General features: G+C 72.8%; 21 protein-coding genes. 8 read left to right on the top strand and 13 right to left on the bottom strand.

Annotated elements, in window-relative coordinates; translation table 11 throughout:
• Positions 1-74: 74 nt before the first annotated feature.
• Positions 75-704 (bottom strand): peptide deformylase, encoded by a 630-nt coding sequence (gene def, locus ABD481_RS23795; protein WP_344667957.1) that lies wholly within the window; start codon positions 702-704, stop codon positions 75-77.
• A gap of 228 nt (positions 705-932) precedes the next feature.
• Here def and ABD481_RS23790 point away from each other — a divergent pair, with 228 nt between their 5' ends.
• Complete coding sequence (locus ABD481_RS23790; RefSeq protein ID WP_344667956.1) at positions 933-1,409, top strand: GlcG/HbpS family heme-binding protein; 477 nt, start codon at positions 933-935, stop codon at positions 1,407-1,409.
• Between the two features lie 14 nt (positions 1,410-1,423).
• Here ABD481_RS23790 and ABD481_RS23785 read toward each other — a convergent pair whose 3' ends face one another.
• The 4 genes from ABD481_RS23785 to ABD481_RS23770 form a co-directional block, all read right to left on the bottom strand.
• Positions 1,424-2,173, bottom strand: coding sequence for a class F sortase (locus tag ABD481_RS23785; RefSeq protein ID WP_344667955.1), 750 nt, complete (start codon positions 2,171-2,173; stop codon positions 1,424-1,426).
• 126 nt (positions 2,174-2,299) lie between these two features.
• Positions 2,300-2,755: a hypothetical protein gene (locus ABD481_RS23780; protein ID WP_344667954.1), complete on the bottom strand. Its 456-nt coding sequence runs from the start codon at positions 2,753-2,755 to the stop codon at positions 2,300-2,302.
• Positions 2,756-3,063: 308 nt separating this feature from the next.
• Positions 3,064-4,878, bottom strand: a complete 1,815-nt coding sequence (locus tag ABD481_RS23775) for an ABC transporter ATP-binding protein (RefSeq protein WP_344667953.1) — start codon at positions 4,876-4,878, stop codon at positions 3,064-3,066.
• A complete protein-coding gene (locus tag ABD481_RS23770) occupies positions 4,875-6,758 on the bottom strand; it encodes an ABC transporter ATP-binding protein (protein ID WP_344667952.1) in 1,884 nt (627 codons plus the stop codon). Before ABD481_RS23770 ends, ABD481_RS23775 begins: the two co-directional genes overlap by 4 nt.
• Positions 6,759-6,835: 77 nt before the next feature.
• Between ABD481_RS23770 and ABD481_RS23765 the strand changes: the two genes are divergently transcribed.
• Positions 6,836-8,011, top strand: a complete 1,176-nt coding sequence (locus ABD481_RS23765; protein ID WP_344667951.1) for an aminotransferase class V-fold PLP-dependent enzyme — start codon at positions 6,836-6,838, stop codon at positions 8,009-8,011.
• Here the strand turns inward: ABD481_RS23765 and ABD481_RS23760 are convergent.
• Entirely contained in the window at positions 7,948-9,006 is a 1,059-nt protein-coding gene (locus ABD481_RS23760) for a helix-turn-helix domain-containing protein (RefSeq protein ID WP_344667950.1), read from the bottom strand. The genes ABD481_RS23765 and ABD481_RS23760 overlap by 64 nt on opposite strands.
• A gap of 71 nt (positions 9,007-9,077) precedes the next feature.
• Here ABD481_RS23760 and ABD481_RS23755 point away from each other — a divergent pair, with 71 nt between their 5' ends.
• The 3 genes from ABD481_RS23755 to yidC all read left to right on the top strand — a co-directional run bounded on the left by ABD481_RS23755 (position 9,078) and on the right by yidC (position 10,741).
• Positions 9,078-9,413 carry a cupin domain-containing protein gene (locus ABD481_RS23755; protein WP_344667949.1) on the top strand — a complete coding sequence of 112 codons (336 nt, stop codon included), beginning with the start codon at positions 9,078-9,080 and terminating at the stop codon, positions 9,411-9,413.
• Positions 9,414-9,518: 105 nt separating this feature from the next.
• Positions 9,519-9,830 carry a DUF6412 domain-containing protein gene (locus tag ABD481_RS23750; RefSeq protein WP_344667948.1) on the top strand — a complete coding sequence of 104 codons (312 nt, stop codon included), beginning with the start codon at positions 9,519-9,521 and terminating at the stop codon, positions 9,828-9,830.
• A 188-nt stretch (positions 9,831-10,018) separates the two neighbouring features.
• Complete coding sequence (yidC, locus tag ABD481_RS23745) at positions 10,019-10,741, top strand: membrane protein insertase YidC (RefSeq protein ID WP_344667947.1); 723 nt, start codon at positions 10,019-10,021, stop codon at positions 10,739-10,741.
• Between the two features lie 3 nt (positions 10,742-10,744).
• On the opposite strand, the gene ABD481_RS23740 is transcribed toward yidC, so the two are convergent.
• Both ABD481_RS23740 and ABD481_RS23735 read right to left on the bottom strand, forming a co-directional pair.
• The gene (locus ABD481_RS23740) at positions 10,745-11,245 is read right to left on the bottom strand and encodes a mycothiol transferase (protein ID WP_344667946.1); all 501 of its coding nucleotides are present in this window, start codon (positions 11,243-11,245) and stop codon (positions 10,745-10,747) included.
• Positions 11,246-11,283: 38 nt separating this feature from the next.
• Positions 11,284-12,213: a carbon-nitrogen hydrolase family protein gene (locus tag ABD481_RS23735; RefSeq protein WP_344667945.1), complete on the bottom strand. Its 930-nt coding sequence runs from the start codon at positions 12,211-12,213 to the stop codon at positions 11,284-11,286.
• A 109-nt stretch (positions 12,214-12,322) separates the two neighbouring features.
• On the opposite strand from ABD481_RS23735, the gene ABD481_RS23730 reads away from it, so the two are divergent.
• Positions 12,323-14,056, top strand: a complete 1,734-nt coding sequence (locus ABD481_RS23730; RefSeq protein ID WP_344667944.1) for a serine/threonine-protein kinase — start codon at positions 12,323-12,325, stop codon at positions 14,054-14,056.
• Positions 14,057-14,117: 61 nt separating this feature from the next.
• Here ABD481_RS23730 and ABD481_RS23725 read toward each other — a convergent pair whose 3' ends face one another.
• The 5 genes from ABD481_RS23725 to ABD481_RS23705 all read right to left on the bottom strand — a co-directional run bounded on the left by ABD481_RS23725 (position 14,118) and on the right by ABD481_RS23705 (position 20,052).
• Positions 14,118-15,077 carry a glycoside hydrolase family 130 protein gene (locus ABD481_RS23725; RefSeq protein WP_344667943.1) on the bottom strand — a complete coding sequence of 320 codons (960 nt, stop codon included), beginning with the start codon at positions 15,075-15,077 and terminating at the stop codon, positions 14,118-14,120.
• A 164-nt stretch (positions 15,078-15,241) separates the two neighbouring features.
• Positions 15,242-16,066, bottom strand: a complete 825-nt coding sequence (locus ABD481_RS23720) for a family 1 encapsulin nanocompartment shell protein (RefSeq protein WP_344667942.1) — start codon at positions 16,064-16,066, stop codon at positions 15,242-15,244.
• A complete protein-coding gene (locus ABD481_RS23715) occupies positions 16,063-17,121 on the bottom strand; it encodes a Dyp-type peroxidase (RefSeq protein ID WP_344667941.1) in 1,059 nt (352 codons plus the stop codon). Before ABD481_RS23715 ends, ABD481_RS23720 begins: the two co-directional genes overlap by 4 nt.
• A gap of 129 nt (positions 17,122-17,250) precedes the next feature.
• Positions 17,251-18,915, bottom strand: a complete 1,665-nt coding sequence (locus tag ABD481_RS23710) for an MFS transporter (protein ID WP_344667940.1) — start codon at positions 18,913-18,915, stop codon at positions 17,251-17,253.
• A gap of 108 nt (positions 18,916-19,023) precedes the next feature.
• A complete protein-coding gene (locus ABD481_RS23705) occupies positions 19,024-20,052 on the bottom strand; it encodes a zinc-dependent alcohol dehydrogenase family protein (RefSeq protein ID WP_344667939.1) in 1,029 nt (342 codons plus the stop codon).
• Between the two features lie 114 nt (positions 20,053-20,166).
• Between ABD481_RS23705 and ABD481_RS23700 the strand changes: the two genes are divergently transcribed.
• Together ABD481_RS23700 and ABD481_RS23695 are read left to right on the top strand one after the other, a co-directional pair.
• Complete coding sequence (locus tag ABD481_RS23700; protein WP_344667938.1) at positions 20,167-21,231, top strand: SLAC1 family transporter; 1,065 nt, start codon at positions 20,167-20,169, stop codon at positions 21,229-21,231.
• Positions 21,228-21,359, top strand: coding sequence for a DUF302 domain-containing protein (locus ABD481_RS23695; RefSeq protein ID WP_344667937.1), 132 nt, complete (start codon positions 21,228-21,230; stop codon positions 21,357-21,359). The genes ABD481_RS23700 and ABD481_RS23695 overlap by 4 nt, the downstream gene beginning before the upstream one ends.
• The last annotated feature ends 93 nt before the right edge of the window (positions 21,360-21,452 follow it).

Genomic DNA, 21,452 nt, shown 5'->3' with positions numbered 1-21,452 from the left:
GAGGCCGCGTCGGCCCCGGCCCGCACTGAAAACGCCGCGTCGACCCCCGCCCCCACTGAAACGCCGCGTCGGCCCTATCCCTGCTGCAAGGCGGCGGCGCGGGTCGACCGGCGCGCGAAGATCTGCTCGCGCCGCTCGCCCATCTGCCGCAGTGCTTCCTTGCGGTCGCGCCTGGGCAGGCGGTCCAGGTATATGGCGCCGCGCAGGTGGTCCGTCTCGTGTTGCAGACAGCGCGCGAAGTAGTCGGCGCCCTCGATGGTGAGCGGGCGGCCGTCCTTGTCGAAGCCGTGGACCACGGCGCGGTCGGTGCGGGGGACGGACATCCGCGCCCCGGGAACCGACAGGCAGCCTTCGAAGTCGTCGATGAGGCGGCGCTCGTGCGGATCCGGCTCCTCCAGGACGGGATTGACGACGTGCCCGACGTGGCGGCCGCCCTTGCCGTCCAGGCAGTCGTACACGAACACGCGCAGGCTCACGTCCACCTGGTTGGCGGCCAGACCGGCGCCCTCGGCGACGTGCATGGTCGCGAACATGTCGTCGATCAGCGTCGCCAGCTCCGGAGTGCCGAACTCCGTCACCTCGCGGCAAGGCCGGCTCAGGATCGTCTCCCCGACCTCGGTGACGCGGCGTACCGAGCCGCGCGCCACCTCAGGTGGCAGGGGCGGGTAGCTGTCGACGATCTGACCTTGTACGCGCACGAGCATCGCGGTCGTCCCTCCGGGTGGCCGGGGTAGGCGGGTTCACAGATTGCACCACCAAGTATCGGAGGACTCGCCCGAGCACGGCGACCGTGTATCCGGGCGCACAGCCGCAACCGGACTTCGCGTCCCCAAGGTGGTGGTCCCGACACCACGACAAACGCCGACTCTCCACACCCGTTCCCGGTGCCCCAAGCTTGAGTCATCCACCGAACAGGAACCGGAGACAGAACGATGAACATCGGCCACATCGCCGCGGAGACCGCTATTGCCGCCGCCCGCCAGAGCGCCGAAGCGGCCGGGGTCACGGCGGCCTTCGCGGTCGTCGACACCGGAGGCAACCTCGTCGCCTTCAGCCGGATGGACGGCGCCACCCTCATCACCATCGACACCGCGATCGGCAAGGCCTACACCGCGGTGAGCGTCGGCGCCGACACCATCCACCTCACCGGCGCCATCCAGCCCGGCGCCCCGCTGTTCGGGACCGGCCTGACGCTCGCGCAGACCCGCTCGTTCGTCCCCTACGGCGGGGGAGTGCTGATCCGCTCGGCCGACGGCGGGCGCGTCATCGGCGCGCTCGGGGTCTCCGGTGCCCCGTCCTCCGACGACGACCACGCGATCGGCACCGCGGCGGCCGCGGCGGCGGTCGCCCCGGTCGAGCCGGCCGAGCCGGTCGCCCCGGTCGCCCCGGTCGCCGAGCCAGTGGCCTGAGCCCCTGCCCCGAATCAGTGCCCGGCCGCCGCCTGCGACCCCTGCACGTCCGTCAGGTGCGCGTAGACGACGACGTTCCCCAGGTACCGGTTGTGCCGCTTGTCGAACCCGGCCCCGCAGGTGATCACCCGCAGTTCGGCGCGCGCCGCCGCCCCGTAGACCTTCTCGTCGGGGAAGGCGCGCGCGTCGTAGGCCTCGACCGCGTCCACCGTGAACACCGCGGTCTGCCCGTCGGCCCGGTCGACGTCCACCGCGTCGCCCTTCTTCAGGATCCCGAGGCTGTAGAACACCGCCGGGCCTGCGGGGGTGTCGACGTGCCCGGCGATCACCGCCGTGCCCACCACGCCGGGCGACGTCCCGTCGCTGTACCACCCGGCCAGGTTCCGGTTCGACTCCGGCGGCGCCGCCAGGTGCCGGCCGGAGTCCAGCGCGAGCCCGGTCAGCGGCGCGTTGACGCTGATCGCCGGGATCCGGACCCGGGTCGGCGTGGCCGGGGCGAGCATCGGCTGGTCGAGCGGCTGGAACTTCAGGGCGTCCGCCGCGGACCCGGCCGATCCGGCCGCGGCGGCTGCGGCCGCCGAGGCCGGCGCCGCCGCCGGGCTGGCCGCGGGTGCGGGCGCGGCGGGCCCGGGCGCCTGGAACGCCTGCGCGGCGGTCGGCTGCGGCGGCGGCTTCGCGGTGCGCAGGCCGTCGGCGACCAGCACGATCCCCGCACACACTCCCAGCGACACCAGTGACGCCGTCAGCACGTCGCGAGCAGACATGCCCCGCCGCTTCGCGGTGGTTTCCGTATCCGCGTCCGTGTCCGCGTCCGTTCCGCTTGCGGTATCGCGCATGGTCTTCACCAGCCTCATATCCGGTCCGGCTCAGCTCTCGGAAATGGCGGGTGCTCAGGCTTCGCCGCCCACCCGCCGCCGACGCAGCGCCAGTGCCCCGGCGCCGGCCGCGCCCAGCAGCCCGACCCCGCCCGCGACCTCGCCGCCGGCCACGCCCTGGCTCGTGCTGCCGGCGCCGGTGTGCATCCCGCCGTGCGGGTGCGGACCGGCGTGGTGGCAGGCGCGCGCCGCCATCGACGCCGCCGAGTCCGCCTCGCCCTTCAGCATCTCGGCGTTCTCTTCCTCGGCCATGCCGGGGTGGCCGCCGGCCGCGATCTGCTTCTTCAGGTCCCACACCGCCGCGTTGTAGGCGTGCTCCGCCTTCATCGCCGCGCCCACCGCGCTCCGGCACGCCGCCGAGTGGTCCTGCGGCGCGGCGGAGGTCTGCGCCTGCGCGGCCGCCGGGGCGCCGAGCACGAGGCCCGCGGTGAGGACGGCGGCGGAGATGGCGGTGGTCTTGAACGAACGCATGTGGTCGAACCCCTTCACCGACGCCGGACGCGGTGCGATACACACTGCTTGAGATCCGGACGTCACGAAGCGGACGATTGCCGGTGATCAGATAACTCATACATAGGCTTTATCCGGCATCCACCCATACGGCCCATACCTCCATGGCCCGCTGGAGTTCCGCCTAAACCGCAGGCCACGGCATCGCGGCCGGACCGGCGGGCGGTTCCCGATCCAGCCGCCGAACGGGTGAGTCGACCCGGCCCAACTCGACTCACCCCGGCCCGACCGGACCTGACCCGACCCACCCCACCCACTTATCCAGCGCCCTACTCCGCCTCGTCCAAGTAAGCCCGCGCCTGCAACGTATAAAGCTGCGCATAATGTCCACCGCTCGCCATCAGCTCCTCATGGCTCCCGGTCTCCACCACCTGCCCGCCGTCCAGCACCACGATCAGGTCCGCGGCCCGCACCGTCGAGAACCGGTGCGACACGAACAAAGTGATCGCCCCCTCCTCCCGCCGCTCCGCCGCGATCCGCACGTGCCGGTCGAACACCGCCGCCTCCGTCAGCGCGTCCAGCGCGGCCGTCGGCTCGTCGAGCACTGTCAGCAGCGGCCGCTCCCGCATCTGCCCGCGCGCCAGCGCGATCCGCTGCCACTGCCCGCCCGACAGCTCGCGCCCGCCGGCGAAGTGCCGCCCCAGCTGGGTGTCCAGCCCGTCGGCCAGCTGGGCCACCAGCGGTGCGGCCTCGGCCCGCTCGACCGCGCCAGTCACCGCCTCCGGATCGTCCATCCGCGGCAGGTCCCCGAGCCCGACCGCCTGCCGCGCCGGGGTCTGGAAGCGCACGAAGTCCTGGAACGTCGCCGTCACCCGGCCGCGCCACGCCTCCAGGTCGAAGTCGGCCAGGTCGGCGCCGTCCACCAGTACCTGGCCGCCGCTCGGCGCGTACATCCCGGTCAGCAGCTTGACCAGCGTCGTCTTCCCGGCGCCGTTCTCGCCGACCAGCGCGACCGTGGAACCGGCCGGCAGCGTCAGCGTCACGTCGCTCAGCACCGTGCGGTCCGAACCCGGGTAGGAGAACGTGGTCGCGTCCAGCCGGATGCCCTCGCTCAGCGCCTCCGGCGCGGGCCGCGTCCCGGTCGGCCGCTGCCGGCGCGCGTAGTCCTGGAGCCACAGCAGGCGCTTCGCGTTCCGGACCGACGCCGCCAGGCTGCCGGCGGTGTCCGAGGCCGTCGACAGCTGGGTCTGGACCCGCCGCAGCAGGCTGACGACCATGACGATCTCGCCCGCCGACACCTGCCCGTGGGTGGCCCGCAGGACCAGTACGACGATCGCGGTGATGAAGAACGCGGCGTAGAACAGCCACCCGGCGGCCTCCCACGCCGCCCCGCGCAGCGCCGCGGCGACCGTGGACTTGCGCACCGCGTCGCCGAGCCGGTGGTGCCGGGCCGCGACGTCGTCGGCGACGCCGTAGGTGCGCAGCTCCTTCGCGCTGTCGGCGGACGTCGAGATGGCGAAGAGGTCCCCGAGCAGCCGCCGGTCGTCGGCGACGTCGGTCTCGTTCTGCTTGGCGATCTTCGAGGCGCGCCGGGAGGCCAGGGCCGGGGCCGCCGCCGCGGCCGGCACCAGCAGCACCGGCAGATACACGGTGGCCAGCAGCACCGCCGTGGTGCCGACCCGGATCACGTTCGCCAGCATGCCGGTGAGCTGCCGCGGCGCCGCCGCCAGCCCGCGCCGGCCGTCGCGCAGCTGCTCGACCTCCCGCAGCACCTCGGGGTTCTCGAAGTGCTCCAGCCCCGGCACCTCGTTGACCAGCGTCGCGATCCGCTCGGCGTGGTAGACGTTGACCATGTCGACCAACGGCGAGCCCTGCGCCACGGCCAAAATCTGCAGCAGCCAGCCGGTGCCGAACAGCACCGCGACGACCACGACCCCGGCCGCGACCCGCGCGGCTTCGTGCGCCAGCGCCGCGTCGACCAGGATCCGGTAGCCGATCGGGTAGCTGACCGAGGCGGCCGCGCCCAGCAGGCTCATCAGCGTCGAGACGGTCATCATGCCCGGGGCCGCGCGGAACCCCGAGCCGACCAGCACGCCGAACAGGCGGCGGCGCAGCCGGGCCCGGTCCGGTTCGAGGCCGCTCATCGCTTCTTCCGCCCCTCGGTGAAGGCCGCGGCCTGTTTGTGGAACATCTCGGCGTAGGTGCCTTCCCGGGCCAGCAGTTCGGCGTGGCTGCCGAGCTCGGTGATCCGGCCGCCGTCGAGCACCGCGATCCGGTCGGCGCGCCGCACCGTGGAGAACCGGTGCGAGATCACGACGCTGGTGACGCCGTGGGTGATCTCCAGGAACCGTTCGTAGAACGCTGCCTCGGCCCGGACGTCGAGCTGCGCCGTCGGCTCGTCCAGCACCAGCACGCCCGCGCCGCGCGCGATCGCGTACAGCGCCCGCGCCAGCGCGATCCGCTGCCACTGCCCGCCGGACAGGTCCTGCCCGTCCGTGTACTGCGGCGACAGCACGGTGTCCCAGCCGTGCGGCAGCCCCTCGACGAGGTCCAGGGCGCCGGAGCGCTCGGCGGCGGTCCGCAGCGCCTCCTCGTCGACCGGCCCGCCGAGGACGTCCAAAACGACGTTCTCCCGCGCGGTGAGCGGGTAGCGCGTGTAGTCCTGGTAGACCACGGCGACCTGCTTCTGCCAGTCGCGGGTGTGCAGGTCGGCCAGCGGCACGCCGTCGACCAGGATCCGGCCGCGGTCCGGGTCCCGCAGCCGGGCCAGCAGCGTGACCAGCGTCGTCTTCCCGGCGCCGTTGACGCCGACCAGCGCCGTGGACTCCCCGGCGCGCAGCGTCAGGTCCAGGCCGTCGAAGACGTCCGCCGTCCCGCCGGGGTAGCGGAACCCCACGTCCTCGAACACGACGTCGCGCCGCGGCATCCCGGCCGGGTCCACCGCGCCGTCGGCCGGTTCGGCGGCCGGGACCAGCGACTCGGTCAGCGCGTCCAGGTCCGGCACGGCGGTGAGCATCATCTCCAGCTGGAAGTCGGTCATCGACACCGACCCGACCGCCATCGACGACGGCAGCATCGTCAGCATCACCGCCAGCGTGCCCAGGCCGACCTCCCGGTGGTAGGCGGTCCAGCCCAGCGTCCCGGCGCCGAGTGCGAACACCCCGAAGACCGCGATCGCGACCACCGCGACCCGGCGGCCCTGCCGCCGGATCTCCTGCCAGGTCGGCGTCAGCCCCGCGACATAGTGCTCGCGGTGCTGCGCGGCCAGCCAGCCGCCGAGCCCGAACACCCGGGCCTCCTTCGCCGCGCCCGGCCGGGTCGCCAGCGCGAACAGGTACCAGGCCCGCCGCAGCGGCTCCCCGGCGGCGCGGAAGCTGCCGACCCGGCTGCGGATCAGCAGTCCGATCGGCCGCCGCACCGCCACCCAGGCCGCGAACATCGCCAGGCCCAGCCACCAGCGGAAGGTGCAGAGCACGACGCACGCCATCGTGCCGGACAGCCATCCGCCGAGCTGCGAGGCGATCGTCATCGGCGCGTCGGCCGGCGCGGCGTTCATCAGCTGGCCCTGCGCGTTGGCCAGCCGGTCCAGGGTGGCCGGGTCCTCCAGGTGCGCGATCCCGGCCGGGGCGCTCACCGCGCCGACCAGCCGCCGTTGCAGCGTCACGACCATCCGGGCCCGCACCGTCGCCGACAGCGCGTCCTCGACCGGACCGCGCACCAGGGACAGGCCGTAGCAGACCCCCGCGACGGCCAGGGCCACCAGGAGCGCGTGCCCGGCCGCGGAGCTCAGGCCGTCGCGCGCGGCGGCGGGGATGCGGCCGGTGGCGTGGCCCATGGCGATCAGGGTCAGGTTGGGGAGCACCGCCTCGGCGAGGACGAACGCGCCGACGGTGATCAGCAGCCCCGGGCTCACCGAGGCCAGCAGTCTCAGGGCCCGTATTCGGCGGGAGGCCCGCCAGGCGGCGAGCGGATGGCGCAGCGGGGACGGACGGCGGGACTCGGTGCTCGGGGGTGGCTTCGGCACGGGCATTACCGTGGCCCGGTCCGGGACCCGGGGCAACTGTGTTTTCGTAGAGCGAACAAGGTCGTTAGCCTCGACGCATGATCGACATGACCAAGGTGCTGACAGACACCCCGGGCGCGGCGGACCGCGTGTTCCTGAACAGCGCCGGCTCGTCGCTGGTGCCGCGGCCGGTCCTCGACGAGGTCGTCGGCCACCTGCGCCGCGAGGCGGAGATCGGCGGCTACGAGGCGGCCGACGAGCGCGAGGCCGACCTCGAGGCCGGCTACGGCGTGTTCGCCGAACTGCTCGGCTGCCGCGCCGACCAGATCGCCTTCACCGACAGCGCCACCCGCTCCTGGCTCGCCGCCTTCGACGCGCTGCCGCTGGCGGCCGGGGACCGGGTGCTGGTCGGCGAGGTCGAGTACGCCGGCAACGCCATTCCGCTGCTGATGCGGGCGCGGGCGGTCGGGGCGTCGGTGGAGGTGGTGCCGTCGGACGCGGACGGGACCTTCGCGGCCGAGGCGCTGGCGGAGCTGCTCGACGAGCGGGTGAAGCTGGTCTCCGTGGTCCACGTGCCGACCAACGGCGGCGTGGTCGCCGACGTGCGGCGGATCAGCGACGCCGCGCACGCGGTGGGGGCGCTGGTGCTGCTGGACGCCTGCCAGTCGGTGGGGCAGCTGGCCGTGGACGTCGAGGCGCTGGACGTCGACATCGTCACCGGCACCGGCCGGAAGTGGCTGCGCGGCCCGCGAGGAACCGGGTTCCTGGCCGTTCGCGATCGGGCGGCGCGGGTGCTGGCGCCCAAGCTGGCGGACCTGCACGGCGGTACCTGGACCGGGACGGAGAGCTTCGAACTGCGGCCGGACGCGCGGGTGTACGAGCTCTGGGAGAACGACGTCGCCGGCCGCCTGGGACTGATCGCGGCGGCGCGCTACTTGCTGGAGCTCGGGCCGGCGGCGGTCGAGGAGGCCGTGGGGCAGCGCGCGACGTACTTGCGCGCCGGACTGGCCGCGATCCCCGGCGTCACCGTGCACGATCTCGGAGCGCGGAAGGCCGGGCTGGTGACCTTCTCGGTGGCCGGCCGGTCGGCGGCGCAGGTCCAGGCCGCGCTGGCGGCGCGGGACGTGACGGTGACCACCTCCAGCCGGTCCTCGACCTACCTCGACATGTCCCGGCGCGGGCTGACGGACATCGTGCGGGCCTCGCCGCACTACTTCGTCGGCGAGGCGCAGCTCGACACGGCGATCGCCGAGGTGGCGAACATCGCGGGGTGAGCACGGCCTGCGGGCTCGGCGCGGCTTGCGAGCCTGGCCGGGCCCGCGGAACAGGCAGCGCCCGCCCGGAAGGCCTGCCGGTAGGCGCCAGGCGTGGTCCCGACCTGGTCCCGGAACCGCCGGCGCAGGTTGACGGCGGAGGACAGACCGACCCGGACCGCGATCGCCTCGACGGGCAGGTCGGTCTGTTCCAGCAGGGTCCGGGCCTCGGCGACGCGGCGCGCGAGCAGCCACTCGCCGGGGCCGATGCCGAGGTTGTCCGCGAACCGGCGGGCCAGCGTGCGCGAGGAGACGCCGAGCCGGCCCGCCAGGTCCGAGACCGTCAGCGGAGAGCTGAGACGCTCGGTGGCCCACGTCAGCAGGACGTCGAGCGCCTCGGCCGGCGGCGTCGCCGCCGACAGCTGCTGACGCGCCTCGCTCGCCCGATACGGCGGCAGCGTCATGTGCTGCGCGACCAGCGCGGCGTGCTCGGCGCCGTGATCGCGCTGCACCAGGTGGAGGCACAGGTCGATGCCCGCACCCGCGCCCGCGCTGGTGGCGATGTCGCCGTGGTCGATGTAGCGGCGGTGCGGCTCGACGGTGAGCGCCGGGAACTCGCGGCGCAGCTGGTCGGCGCGCTTCCAGTGCGCGGTGGCCGAGCGGCCGTCCAGCAGGCCGGTACGGGCCAGCGCGAAGACGCCGGAGCAGATGGTGACCAGCCGTGCGCCCCGGCCGTGGGCCCGGAGGAGGGCGCGGCGGATCGGGTCGGGCAGCGGCGCGTCCACCGGGGCCCAGCCCGGGATGATGATGGTGTCGGCGGTCTCCAGAGCTTCCAGACCGTGCACGACATAGATCGAGTAGCCGCCGGAGGTCTGCACCTCGCCGGGAGCCTCGGTGCAGACCGCGAAGTCATAGCGGCGGGGTATCCCGCCGCGCTCCAGCCCGAACACTTCGGACGCGCAGCCGAGCTCGAAAGTGGACTGGACTGGACGGACCAGCGCGACGACACGGTGCACGGCACGAAAGTACCCCACCCTGGCGCGGGAAGCTCTGTCCGCGACGATCTTCGGACGGGCACGGTTGACGCATGTACCCCGAGATTCTCGAACAAGCCGGATACACCTCGACCCGCCTCGCCGACATCGAGCCCCAAGAAGTCTTCCCTGGCATTCGCCTGCACACCTTCTGGCGCGCTCCGTCGGGCGCGTCCGCCAACCTTCTGCAGATGGACCCGGGCACGTCGTGGCCGCACCGCGACGTGCACGACCCCGGGCCGGAGGAGGTTTATGTCGTCAGCGGCGTCTTCAACGACGGTGCCCGCGACTACGAGGCGGGCACGTTCCTGCACGCGCCCGCGGGGACGTGGCACGTGCCCGCCACGGAGACCGGGTGCACCCTGTTCCTGTTCTATCCCGAAGCGTGAGGACTGTATTCGAAGACTGAGAGCTGTACCCGAGGGCTGAGGGCCCGAGGCCCATGGACACGATGCGACGCGACATAGCGCGAGCGGCGGTTGTACGCTGACGCCATGACGCTGCGAACCCCGCCGCGAGCGACCAACCTGGCGAGCCTGATCGCCACGGTGGCGTTGCTGATGGCGTTGTTCGGCGGACAGCACGCCGCTGTGCTCGTCGCGTCCGCCTCCCTGATGGCCCTGGCGAGCGCGGTGCTGTGGTGCGGCGCGGTTTCGGTCCTGATCGCCGGAACCGTCCAGGCCGACCACTTCGCGGCGGCCGCCCGGTCGTCATTGCGGGACACTGCTTTCCTCCCGCAGCGCGATCCTGACGCGTCCGGGAAGCCCCGTCCACGAGCACCTGGTTTGGACCCCGCGACCGTCTGACCCGACCCGGCACACAGCCGGCGTCCGGTCAGGCGGTCCATCTCGCCGATCCCGCTGACTCCAGCTGTCGAGCCGTCGAACCTTTGAGCCTTCGAGCCTTCGCGCCGTCGAACCTTTGAGACTTCGAGCCTTCGCGCCGTCGAGCTGGCGATCAGCATCCGTCCGGTAGATGTTCCGAAGGGTTCGCCATGTCTTTCCTCACGCCCGCCATCGTCGCGGCCTACCACGCCGTCACCGCCTTGTCCGCGGTCCTCGTCCCGGTCCTCGGCGGTGCCGGCCCGGCCGCCGCGATCATTGTCTTCACCGCCACCGTTCGGCTGTGCCTCCATCCGCTCAACCGCGCGCAGATGCGGACGCAGACGGCCGCACAGCAGGCGCGCGCCGCGCTGGCGCCCGCCGTCGCCAAACTCCAGCGCAAGCACAAGAACGACCCGCTCCGTGCGCAGCGCGAGACGCTGGAGCTCTACCGCGCCAACGGTGTGAAGACGGCGCCGGGCGTCCTGCTCGGGCTGGTTCAGGTGCCCGTGTTCATCGTGGTCTATCGGCTGTTCGTGTCGTCCCGGGTGGGTGGACACGTCAATGAGCTGCTGGGCGATCGACTGTTCGGCGTGGGACTGGGGTCGCATCTGGCGGCGGCGTTTCACGGAACCGTGCAGCTCGGTCATCTCGCGGTGTTCGGGGTGCTGATCGCGTTCCTGGCGGCGCTCGCGACGTGGTCGTCGCGCCGGATCCGGCGGGCCGGCGCCGCCCGGCTGGTGGGGTACCTGCCGTACACCACGGTGCTGGGCGCGCTGGTGCTGCCGCTGGCCAGCGGGCTGTACGTGGCTACCACGACCTTGTGGACGCTGGTCGAGCGGCGTCGGATGACGGCGGGGGGAGTCGCGGGCGACCTGACGAGTCCGTTGGGCTGATCATCAGCCTTGGACGATCCACTGCCGGCCGTCGATCTGCTCGCGGACGATGTCCAGATGGCCGGCGTGGGTGGCGGTCTCGGCCAGGTGGTGCAGCACGATCTCGCGGACCGTGTGCAGGCGGAAGTCGTCGCCGAACACCGAGCGGGGCCACCAGGCCGGGGCGGCGTCCAGGTCGCAGGCCTCGATGATGGCGTCGGTGCGGTCGGACTGTTGCCGGTACCGCGCGAAGACCTGGTCGACGGCGAGGGCCGGGTCGAGGTGCCAGCCGTCGGGCTCGCCGCGCTCCACGGCGGCGGCGACCTCGGGGTCGGCGGCCACGACGCCGGCGAACCAGAACTGCTCGTCGTCGAGGGCCAGGTGGTTGAGGAGTGCCAGAGGGCTCCAGCCGGAGGGCAGCGGCGCGTGCCGGAGGGTCTTCTCGTCCAGGTCTTCGAGGATTCCGAGGACGTGGTTGCGCTGGCCCCGGATGTAGCGCAGCAAGGTGTTGTTCTCGGTGGTCATGGGGTGGACTTTAGAGGAGCTCGGGGACAGGACCTGGTTCAGAACTCGCCGCGGTTCTTGCTGCGCGGGTCGCCTTTGGCGGTGTGTGGCGCGTACAGGCCGCTGCGCGCCGTGCGGCGCCAAGGGCGGGCCAGCCGCCGGGAAGTGTCGATGTCGGAGGAGATGGAGCCGAGGTCGATGTCGGCCACCGCGAGGCCGCGACGGCCGCGGACGCGGGCGGTCTGCGCCAGCCAGCGGCCGCCGGGGGCGATGAGGCCCGCGCGGGGTGCGGTTGCGGAACCGGAGTTCGAGGTGAAGGCGGAGGCTGCGTTGGACGCGACGGGGGAGGCGGCGCCGGTGATGGAGGCCGGCGCGGCGAAGCCGATCCACATCGAGAACAACTCGGCGTGGGCCTGGGCGACCGTGGCGAAGATCGGGTCGGTGGTCGCCGCCGAGAGCAGGACGGCGTCGGCGTTGTGCCGTTCGTACTCGGCGAAGACCTCGGGGAACTTCGCCTCGATGCAGATGGCCAGGCCGATGCGGGTGCCGTCGATGTCGACGATGGTCGCTTCGGTGCCGGGGGTGTAGAGGTTGGTGATCTCGGTGTTGCTGAGGAAGCGCTTGTCGTAGCGGGTCACGAGGTCGCCGGTGTCGGAGACGACGTAGAGGCTGTTGTGCGGGCGCCGACTGCCGGTGAGGCGGTGCGGGGCGCCGAAGACGACCCACAGGCCGAGCTCGCGGGCGTCCGCCGCGATGGCGTCGGCCTGGGCCCGCAGCTCGGGCCAGGCGGCGCGGTCCCAGTCGAGGGGGTCGGGGCCGGCGTAGGCGAGGGTGCCTTCGGGGAACTGCACCACGCGGGCGCCGGCGAGTCGGGCGTGCTGCATGAGGGTTCTGATTTCGGAGCCCGCGGCGCGGATGGCCCCGATGTCAGTGGGATCGCGGTGTACGGAGGTTTGGGCGACGGCCAGGCGAAGCGTCGAGGAGACCACATCATGACAATAGCTCGCAGGGTGCTGATGGCCGAGGGCCGAGGGGCCCGGACCTGATGGAGTCCTGTTAATGTGCCCGCAGCATGATCAGGATCGAGCGGGGGTTGTGATGGGGCAGGCGGCGTCTTGGCAGGTGCCGGGCTACGAGGACGTCCAGGAGCTCGGGCGCGGCGGATTCGGGCGGGTGGTGCTGGCCCGGCGGGTCGCGGACGGCGCGCCGGTGGCGGTGAAGTACCTGGCGGCCAGGCTCGTGGGGGACGAGCGGTTCCGGGAGGAGTTCCGGCGGGAGGCGCGGACGCTGGTCGGGCTCCGATCCCCGCACACGGTCCGGCTGTACGACTACGTCGAGGCGGACCCCGCGGGCGCGGCCATCGTCATGGAGTATGTTCCCGGTGCCTCGCTCCGGCAGTTGCTGCGGCAGGTCGGCGCCGCGATGCCTCCGGAGGCGGCGCTGGGGATTCTGAAGGGTTCGCTGCTGGGGCTCGGGGCCGCGCATCAGGTCGGGGTGGTGCATCGCGACTACAAGCCCGAGAACGTGCTGGTCCGGCCGGAGGGCGCCTCGGTGCTGGCCGACTTCGGGATCGCGGTGCGGACCGGGGAGCAGGCGGCGGAGATCGTCGGGACGCCGCCGTATATGGCCCCTGAGCAGTTCACGGGCGCGGCTCCCTCGGCGGCGGCGGACGTCTACGCCGCGACGGTGGTGTTCTTCGAGTGCGTGACCGGTACCCGGCCGGTCGACCTGGACTCGTCCGGGCTGGACAGCTGGGCCGACGCCCATCGGCAGATCCGAGTGCCCGTGGAGCTCGCTCCGGAGCCGGTCCGGGAGCTGATCCTGCGGGGTCTGGCCAAGGACCCCGCCGGGCGCCCGGCCGGGGCGCTGGCGTTCGCCGAGGAGCTCGAACACGCGGCCGTCGCCGGGTACGGCCTGGGCTGGGAGGCGCGCGGTTGGCAGGTATTGGCGGGCGCGCTGACCGGGCTGGCCGCCGCGGGGGTGGTGCTGTCCCTGGTGCCGGGGCTGGCCGGGCCGGTGGTGCCGCTGGCCTCGTTGGCGCCGCCGGCCGTGGTGCCGCTGGCCTCGTTGGCGCCGCCGGCCGTGGTGCCGCCGCCGACGCTGGGGCCGGTGCCGTCGCCGGTGCCGCCGCCGACCATGGGGCCTGTTCCCTCGCCGGTTCCGCCGCCGAGCATGGGTCCGGCGCCCTCCCCGGTGCCGTCGCCCAGCATGGGCCAGCCTCCGGGTTCCTTTCCGAGCGCGCCGCAGAGTCCTTACCCGCGGCCCCATGTCCTGCGTCACGCGTATTCCAAGCTCGGCGCGGCGAAAACCGCTGCCCTGGCCACCGCGGCCGTCACCGCGACCGCCGGCATCACGGCCGTGGTCGTCACGAAGTCTCCGAAGACAGCGCCTCCGCCGATTCCGGCGAAGAGTGCGGTCGTCGTGGCTTCGGCGAGTACTCCGCTCGCGCCCAGCACCAGTCTCATCAGTGCCACCAGCGCCACCAGTGCTTCACCCTCGCCGAGTGCCACTCCGCTGGCGCTCGGCGTCTTCGCGAACACATGGATCGCCCACTTCGGCGTCCTCAAGATCGCCGCCGACGGTACCTTCACGCTGGAGATCTTCGACGTCGTCCACGGCTCCTACCACAGCGCCGGCACCCTCACGGCCGCCACCGCCACGACGGCGGACGGCACCGTCACGACGACCGACTATGCCATCCCCAACGGCGTTCCGCTGGGGCCGGTCCACATGGAGTTCGCCAAGGACACCGGCACTGTCGACTTCGTCCAGGGCACCACCGATCGGACCTTCTGCAGCCACTCGTCGCCGCCGGGCTACTGCGGGGCCTGACGCCGCCCATCGAAAACGCCGCAGGCATGGGGCCTGCGGCGTCACAAATATCAGGGTTCGATCACCCGTACTGCATCAGATGGTCCACGACCTCCGCCAGGTCCGCCGTCGCCATCGCGATCACCGAGTCGCCGGCGCCGTAGTAGAGCCGCAGGGATCCGGTCTCAGCGTCATGCAGCATCCCGGTCGGGAACACCACGTTCGGCACGTCGCCGCGGGTCTCGTAGTCCGCTTCCGGGCCCATGACCCAGCCGGGGGTGCGGCGGATCACCCGGGCCGGCTCCTCCAGGTCGAACATCACCAGGCCGACGCGGTAGATCGGGCCGGCCGGCATCTGCTTCACCCCGTGGTAGACGCCGAGCCAGCCGTGGCTGGTCTCGATGGGGGCCGGGCCGATGCCCACGCGGACCGCGTCCCACCAGGGGCCCTGGCGGCCGGCGAGCACCGGTTCGGGGGCGGTCCAGTGGCGCAGGTCGCGGGAGCGGGACAGCCACACCGCGGGCCGGGTGGTGTCGCGGGTCGAGACCGGGCGGTGGTAGAGCACGAATTCGCCGTTGACCCGGCGGGGGAGCAGGGCGGCGTCCTTGTCCTCCGGGGGCATCACCGCGCCCAGCTTCTGCACCGACAGGAAGTCCTCGGTGGTGGCCAGGGCCACGCAGGGGCCGGAGGGGCCGTAAGCCGTGTAGGCGATGACGTACGTTTCGAGCTCGGGCACATAAGTGATGCGGCCGTCCTCGACGCCCCACATGCTGGTGGCGTCGCCGGGGTCCTCGGCCAGCAGGGGCTTGGGATCCACGCGCCAGCCGTGGATGCCGTCGGGGGAGCGGGCCACCGTGAGGTGGGACATCCCGCGCCGGTCCTCGATCCGGCACAGCAGGACGGTCTCGCCGGCATGGTGTGCGGCGCCGGGATTGAAGACGGTGTTGACCGGATAGGGCCAGTCGTCGGGGGTGAGGATCGGGTTGGCGGAGTCCCGGTGGAACAGATCCCGGAAAGCCCCGTCGGAGGTCGGCAATGCCATGATCACCTCGCTAAGCGGTGTCGGTGTCAGTCGGCGAGTCCGTGGGTGCGCCAGCGTACGCGTCACGCCCCACGTGCCTGATAGTAGGCCAAAGTGGACGCCGCACCCTCGTTCGGGTCACAAGCCGTGACCCGAACCGGTCCTCGCCGTCGCCGCTCCCGCTGTCAGCTCTCTGACTGCGTGGCTCCTCCGGCCGGGCAGAACGCCACCGAGGCCTCGGCCGTCGCGCCCAGGAAGGTCAGTGATTCCTGAAGATAGAGCTGCACGGTGTCGGCGTCGTGGGACAGGTAGCCGATGGACAGGTCCTGGCCGAGATGCAACGCGAAGTCGCCGCCCCGCGTCGACAGCAGGAGTGCGCCCTCCAGCGCCGGCGCCCACAGGATGTCGCCCTCCAGCAGGTTCGCCAGGTGGCTGTGGATCGGGTAGCCGTGGTCGACGCTCTCGGAGACGGCCGTGTAGGCCTCGGCGCTCAGCAGCAGCGCGTACGGGCCTTCGACGCCGGTCAGCCGCAGCGTGGTCAGGGCCCGGCTGACCACGTCGGGGTACTGCCGCGGGTCGGCCGGCAGCTCCAGCGCCGGGTTCGACGACAGGGTCCGGATGCCCGCCACCTCGGTGGCCGAGTTGCCCTCGAACACGATCCGGTCCTCGGCCAGCGCGATCCTGGTCGCGGCGTCCTTGACCGGCTGCCAGTCGGCGTCGGCGGCGCCCCGCTCGACGTCGTCGATCTGGTCGCGGCGCAGGGTGAACGGCACCCGCAGTTCGATGTAGGGCCGGGACTCGCGGGCCCGGGCCTGCACGCCCGCGGCCGGGTCGGGCAGGGCCCGGGTGTGGCCGGTGCCGACCGCCGCGGCCTGGAGGCCCGCCGCGTCCGCGACGTCCACCACGCGCCGGCCGGCGACGGTGGCGGTGAAGGTGCGGCGGGCCTCCTCCTCGATCTGGCGCCAGGCGGCGTCGGAGACCGGGGCGAGGGCGCGGTGCAGGTTGTTCATGCAGTGCTCCTTTTGAGGCTGCCGATGCCCAGTGAGCCGTCGGCGGCGGTGCGGGTGGTGGAAGCTGCGGGGGCTGTGCTGTCGGCGGGGCCGGCAAGGCCGTCGGGGTCGGTGGCGGGGCCGGGGTCGGGGTCGGCGGCGAACGAATCGGCGTCGTCCAGGAACGAGATCGGCGGCACGTAGAACAGCGCGCCGGTCACGGCCGTGGAGAACTCCAGAATGCGATCCGTATTACCCGCCGGCGCCCCGAGGAACATGTTGCGGAGCATCCGCTCGGTCACCGCCGGGTCGGCGGCATACCCGATGAAGTACGTCCCGGACTCGCCGTTCGCCAGGCTGCCGAAGGGCATGTTCATCCGCACGATCTGGCGCTGGGTGCCGTCCGGGTCGAAGACCTGGTTCAGCGCGACGTGCGAGTCCGGCGCCTGCGCGGCGTCCGACAGCTCGACGTCGTCCAGCTTGGTGCGGCCGACGACGCGCTCCTGCTGCTCGGTGCTGAGCCGGTTCCAGGCGGCCAGGTCGTGCAGGTACTTCTGCACGATGACGTAGCTGCCGCCGTCCTCGTCCAGCGCGGCCGCGGAGGCGGCGGCGCCGGACGGATTCTCGGTGCCGTCGACGAAGCCGAGCAGGTCCCGCCGGTCGAAGTAGCCGAAGCCGTGCACCTCGTCGGCCACTCGCGCCGCCCCGTCCAGGCGGCCCATGATCAGCCGGGCCAGCTCCCAGCAGGGCCCGAAGTCGGTGGCGCGGATGTGCAGCAGCAGATCGCCCGGCGTGGCCGGCGCGTGATGGCGCGGACCGCGCAGCGCGGCGAACGGGTGCAGGTGCGGCGGCCGCGGCGCCCCGGTGCCGCCGAACAGCCGGTCCCACGCGGCCGAGCCGATCCCGGCCACGGCCATCAGGTCCGAACCCGGCACCCGGAAGCCGACCGAGCGCGCCAGCCCCGACAAGTCGGCCAGCAGCTCGCGGACCTTCTGCTCGCCGCCCTCGTCGATGGTCAGGGTGAGAAAGACCGCTGCCGTGGTCAGTTCGCCGGTGACCGGCTGGGGAGTGTTCACAATGTCATTCAACGACCGATCGAGCTGATCTTGTTCCGTCGAATGACTGAAAAAAGGATGGTTCCGATGGTTCCAAGCCTGCGGCGACCGGGTGCGATTTCCGGTCGCCGCAGTACCCGAGGAACGGCACTAGCGACCGGCCGGTTCAACAGCTCGACGCCGCCGGTGCTCACGTTCTTGCCGCGCCGGATGCAGCCGCGCCGCCAGGAACGTGACTCCCAGCGCGATCGCCATCCCGTACAGCACCCACTGCGTCGCCGTCGCGAAATCGTGCGCCACCAACGTGTCCAGCCGGGCGCGGATCGCCGGCGGGGCGGCGGCGGTGCCCGCACCGGCGTCGCGAGCGGCGGCGCGCGCGGCCCAGGCCGCGGCCGGCGGCGGCACGCCGAGCGAGGTCAGCGACGTGGTCAGGCGACTGGTGAGGACCGTGGTCAGGACCGTGCCCAGCACCGCCATCCCCAGCGCCGAACCGTAGTTCCGCACAGTCTGGGTGATCCCGGTGACCTCCCCGTACGACGCGCCGATGGCCCGGTTCACGGCGTCGGTGCTGGCCGGTCCCAGCAGCAGGCCCACCCCCGCGCCGGCCATCACGATGTAAGGCCACTGCGCCCCCAGCGACATGCGGTCCAAGTGCGCGGCCCACAGCGCGAACCCCGCACAGCCCAGCGCCGAACCCAGCACCATCGGCCGACGCGCGCCGCTCCGGTCCAGCATCCGGCCGCCGATCTGCGCCGCCGGCGCGAACCCCGCGAAGATCATCAGCAGGTAGAGCCCTGATTTGCTGGCGTCGTAGCCCAAGCACACCTGCGCGTAGACGCTCGCGAAGAAGAACACCGGCACGAACGCGATCTGCGACAGGAACAGCACCGCGTTGTCGACGACGAACCCGCGGTCGGTGAAGATCCGGATCCGGATCAGCGGGCTGGCGGACCTGGCCTCGTGGGCCGCGAACACCGCCAGCGCGGCCAGGCCGCCCACGACGCACCCCCACGTCGCCGGGCTGCCCCAGCCCCAGTTCTGCGCCTGCTCGAACCCCAGCACCGACAGGCCCATGCCGAGCGCGGTGAGGACCGCGCCGGGGACGTCGATGCGCGCCGGGCGGCGCCGGTCCGGGATGCGCGCGGCCGCCGCCAGCAGCAGGGCGACGAGCGCGATCGGCACGTTGATCCAGAAGATGGAGCGCCACGTCCACTGCGCCAGGTAGCCGCCGGCGATCGGGCCGATCGCGGTCAGGCCGCCGCTGACGCCGAAGAACAGCGCCAGCGCCCGGCCGCGCTCGCGCAGCGGGAACGCCGCCACCACGATCGCCAGCGCGGCCGGGATCATCAGCGCCCCGGCCAGGCCCTGCACCACGCGGAAGCCGATGATCCAGGCCGCGGCCGCCGAACCCTTCGGGGTCGCGCCGCACAGCACCGAGGCACCGGCGAAGCCGACGATGCCGATCACGGCCATGCGGCGCGCGCCGAGGACGTCGGCCAGCCGGCCACCGAAGGCGAACGCGGCGGCCAGGGCGAGGAGGTAGGCGTTGACGACCCACTGGGTCGTGGGCCGGGACAGGGCGAGCTCGGACTGGATGGTGGGGGAGGCGATGGCGACGATCGTCTGGTCGATGAAGGTCATCGCCACCGCGAACAGCATCGCCGCGAGGGCCAGGCGCCGGGCCGGGGAGCCGGCGGTTTCGGTGGCTTCGGCAGCTTCGGTGGCTTCGGCGGCTCGGTCGGTGTCTTCGGGTTCTGCTGTACGTTCTGCGGTTCGCTTCGCGGTCCGGTCCGGGGAGGTCGTGCCGGGTCTCATGGCGGTCCCTTTCGAGGGGCGGTGGGCTTCCTCGTCAGAGTCCGGTCCCGGGCCCGGCACGAGCATCGGTCATCCGACCGTCACGGCCCGACCGTCACGGCCCGACCGCTACGGCCCGACCTTCACGACCACCTTGCCCTGGCGCTTGCCGGACGCGACCGCCTCATGGGCGTCGGCGACCGCGCCGAGGTGGTAGGGCGTCGGGTCCAGGATCGGCGTGATCAGGCCGCGGTCCACCAGCTCGGCGGCCTGGGCCAGCACCCTGCCGTGGTGCGCCCGGTGCTTGCCGGTGATCAGCGGCAGCAGCGTGAAGACCCCGGAGTAGCTGGCGCCGCGGAAGCTCAGCGGCGCCAGGCTGTGCTCGCCCCATCCCAGGATGCTGACGACGCGGCCGGTGTAGGTGCGCACGGCTGCGAACGAGAGGTCCAGCGTCGCGCCGCCGATGGTGTCGAACACGACGTCGAAGCCTTCGCCGCCGGTCGCGGTGCGCAGATACTCGTCGAGCGCCGTGGTCCGGTAGTCGATCGGCTCGGCGCCCAGCGCCCGGATGGTGTCCAGGTCGCCGCCGCTGCCGGTGGCGAACACCGTGGCGCCGCGGGCCTGCGCCAGCTGCACCGCCACGTGCCCGACGCCGCCGGCGCCGCCGTGCACCAGCACCAGGTCCCGCTCGCCGACCCGGGCCCGGTCGACGAGCCCTTCCCAGGCGGTGATCACCGCCAGGGGCAGCGCCGCGGCCTCGGCCATGGTGAGGCGGGCCGGTTTGACCGCCAGCAGGTCGGCGTCGACGGCGGCGTACTCGGCGAGCGTGCCGGGCAGCCCGCCGACGCCGCCGGCCATGCCGTAGACCTCGTCCCCGGCGCCGAACGCGGTCACCCCGGGGCCGACCTCGGTGACCACGCCGGCCAGGTCGATGCCGAGCACCGCCGGGGGCGTGACCCGCGCGTGCGCCGCCGCCCCGGCGGTGATCTTCAGGTCCAGCGGGTTCACGCCGCTGGCCTCGATCCGCACCAGCACCTCGCCGGGCCCCGGCGCCGGCCGCTCCAGGCTGCGCAGCACCGGCTCGGTCCCGAACTCCTCAAGCACCACTGCCCGCATCCGGGGGCGCTCCGCGCCGGCGCGGCCGTCGTCGTTCTGCATGTGTTCCTCCGCTGATAGATCCGCTGGCGTCCCGACCGTAGGGACTCGCGGGGTGGACAACATCGGTTACCTGACTGATGCTCGCGATCGGCGGTCCCGGCGACACTCTCGGCCATGACCGGAATCAGAAGCTTGGTGAACGACGGTGTCCGCGACTGGCCGCGGGTCCCGCCGAACCTGTTCGCGATCTCGTTCGGGCTGGCCGGACTGGCCGGGGCGTGGCGGGCGGCCGGGCGGACGCTGCACACCGCCGAGGCGGTGCCGGACGCGATCAGCGTCCTGGCCGGGCTGGTCCTGGCCGTGCTGACCGTCTGCTACGCGCTCCAGGGCACCCGCACGCTGCTCGCCGATCTGCGGCACCGGATCTTCTCCCCGTTCCTGTCGCTGGCGCCGATCACCGTGATGCTGCTGGCCACGACCCTGGCCGTGCACTGGTTCGCCCTCGGCCGGGCGCTGCTGCTGGCGGGCCTGGTCGCCACGCTGCTGGTCGGCGGGTTCCTCACCGGCGAGTGGATCGTCGCCGACCTGGACCACGACTCGGCGCACCCCGGGTACTTCCTGCCGACCGTGGCCGGCGGGTTCGTCGCCGCGTACTGCGCCGCCGAGGTGGGGCTGAAGGGCCTGGCCGAGGCGGCGTTCGGGATCGGCGCGCTGTGCTGGTCGCTGGTCGGCTCGACGATCCTGAACCGGCTGTTCTTCCACAGCAAGCTGCCCGAGCCGTTCGTCCCCACGCTCGCGATCGAGATGGCGCCGCCGGCGGTGGCGGGCATCGCCTACTTCGCCATCGACGGCGGCCGGCGCGACCTGGTCTCCCACGCCCTGGCCGGCTACGCGGTGCTGATGGTGCTGGTCCAGATCCGGATGCTGCCGACCTTCCTGAAACTGCGCTTCGCCCCCGGCTTCTGGGCCTTCGTGTTCTCCTGGGCCGCCGTCGCCAACTACAGCCTGCAATGGATCGCCCTGGACCGTCCGCCGTTCGCCCGCGGCTACGCGGTACTGATCATCACGGCCCTGACCGTGTTCGTCGCGATCATCGCCGTCCGCACTGTCATCCTGGCAGTGGGCGGCCGACTGCTGCCGCCCCGGACGCCGGCCCTCCCGATTCCGGCACCGCCCGTACCCGCACCGCCCGCACCCGCACCGTCCGCACCCCGCATCCCGGAGGAAAGCACCCGATGACGCTCGTGACGAAGACCGCCCCCGGCCCGGTGGCCGCCACCGTCGCCCACCTGCTCGACCTGCTCAAGGCCCGGGGCGTGACGGTCTTCGCGGTCGTCGACCAGGTTGCCTGCCACTCAAGGTATTGATCTGGGACGACGCCGGCCGCACCGCGGTGTCCTACCAGGAACCGGTGGCGCTGGCGGTGGAGCAGGAGCGCCGCCGGAGCTGGCGGCCCGGCT

This window comes from Catenulispora yoronensis, assembly GCF_039531695.1.
Lineage (GTDB): Bacteria > Actinomycetota > Actinomycetes > Streptomycetales > Catenulisporaceae > Catenulispora > Catenulispora yoronensis.
The sequence above is the reverse complement of the archived record's forward strand: the minus strand, read 5'-3'. Positions and strand labels throughout refer to the sequence as shown.

Bases quoted from the DNA above. Each gene is read 5' to 3' on its own strand.
- def (WP_344667957.1), bottom strand. From the start codon at position 704: ATGCTCGTGCGCGTACAAGGTCAGATCGTCGACAGCTACCCGCCCCTG.
- ABD481_RS23790 (WP_344667956.1), top strand. From the start codon at position 933: ATGAACATCGGCCACATCGCCGCGGAGACCGCTATTGCCGCCGCCCGC.
- ABD481_RS23785 (WP_344667955.1), bottom strand. From the start codon at position 2,173: ATGTCTGCTCGCGACGTGCTGACGGCGTCACTGGTGTCGCTGGGAGTG.
- ABD481_RS23780 (WP_344667954.1), bottom strand. From the start codon at position 2,755: ATGCGTTCGTTCAAGACCACCGCCATCTCCGCCGCCGTCCTCACCGCG.
- ABD481_RS23775 (WP_344667953.1), bottom strand. From the start codon at position 4,878: ATGAGCGGCCTCGAACCGGACCGGGCCCGGCTGCGCCGCCGCCTGTTC.
- ABD481_RS23765 (WP_344667951.1), top strand. From the start codon at position 6,836: ATGATCGACATGACCAAGGTGCTGACAGACACCCCGGGCGCGGCGGAC.
- ABD481_RS23755 (WP_344667949.1), top strand. From the start codon at position 9,078: ATGTACCCCGAGATTCTCGAACAAGCCGGATACACCTCGACCCGCCTC.
- ABD481_RS23750 (WP_344667948.1), top strand. From the start codon at position 9,519: ATGACGCTGCGAACCCCGCCGCGAGCGACCAACCTGGCGAGCCTGATC.
- yidC (WP_344667947.1), top strand. From the start codon at position 10,019: ATGTCTTTCCTCACGCCCGCCATCGTCGCGGCCTACCACGCCGTCACC.
- ABD481_RS23740 (WP_344667946.1), bottom strand. From the start codon at position 11,245: ATGACCACCGAGAACAACACCTTGCTGCGCTACATCCGGGGCCAGCGC.
- ABD481_RS23730 (WP_344667944.1), top strand. From the start codon at position 12,323: ATGGGGCAGGCGGCGTCTTGGCAGGTGCCGGGCTACGAGGACGTCCAG.
- ABD481_RS23725 (WP_344667943.1), bottom strand. From the start codon at position 15,077: ATGGCATTGCCGACCTCCGACGGGGCTTTCCGGGATCTGTTCCACCGG.
- ABD481_RS23720 (WP_344667942.1), bottom strand. From the start codon at position 16,066: ATGAACAACCTGCACCGCGCCCTCGCCCCGGTCTCCGACGCCGCCTGG.
- ABD481_RS23710 (WP_344667940.1), bottom strand. From the start codon at position 18,915: ATGAGACCCGGCACGACCTCCCCGGACCGGACCGCGAAGCGAACCGCA.
- ABD481_RS23705 (WP_344667939.1), bottom strand. From the start codon at position 20,052: ATGCAGAACGACGACGGCCGCGCCGGCGCGGAGCGCCCCCGGATGCGG.
- ABD481_RS23700 (WP_344667938.1), top strand. From the start codon at position 20,167: ATGACCGGAATCAGAAGCTTGGTGAACGACGGTGTCCGCGACTGGCCG.
- ABD481_RS23695 (WP_344667937.1), top strand. From the start codon at position 21,228: ATGACGCTCGTGACGAAGACCGCCCCCGGCCCGGTGGCCGCCACCGTC.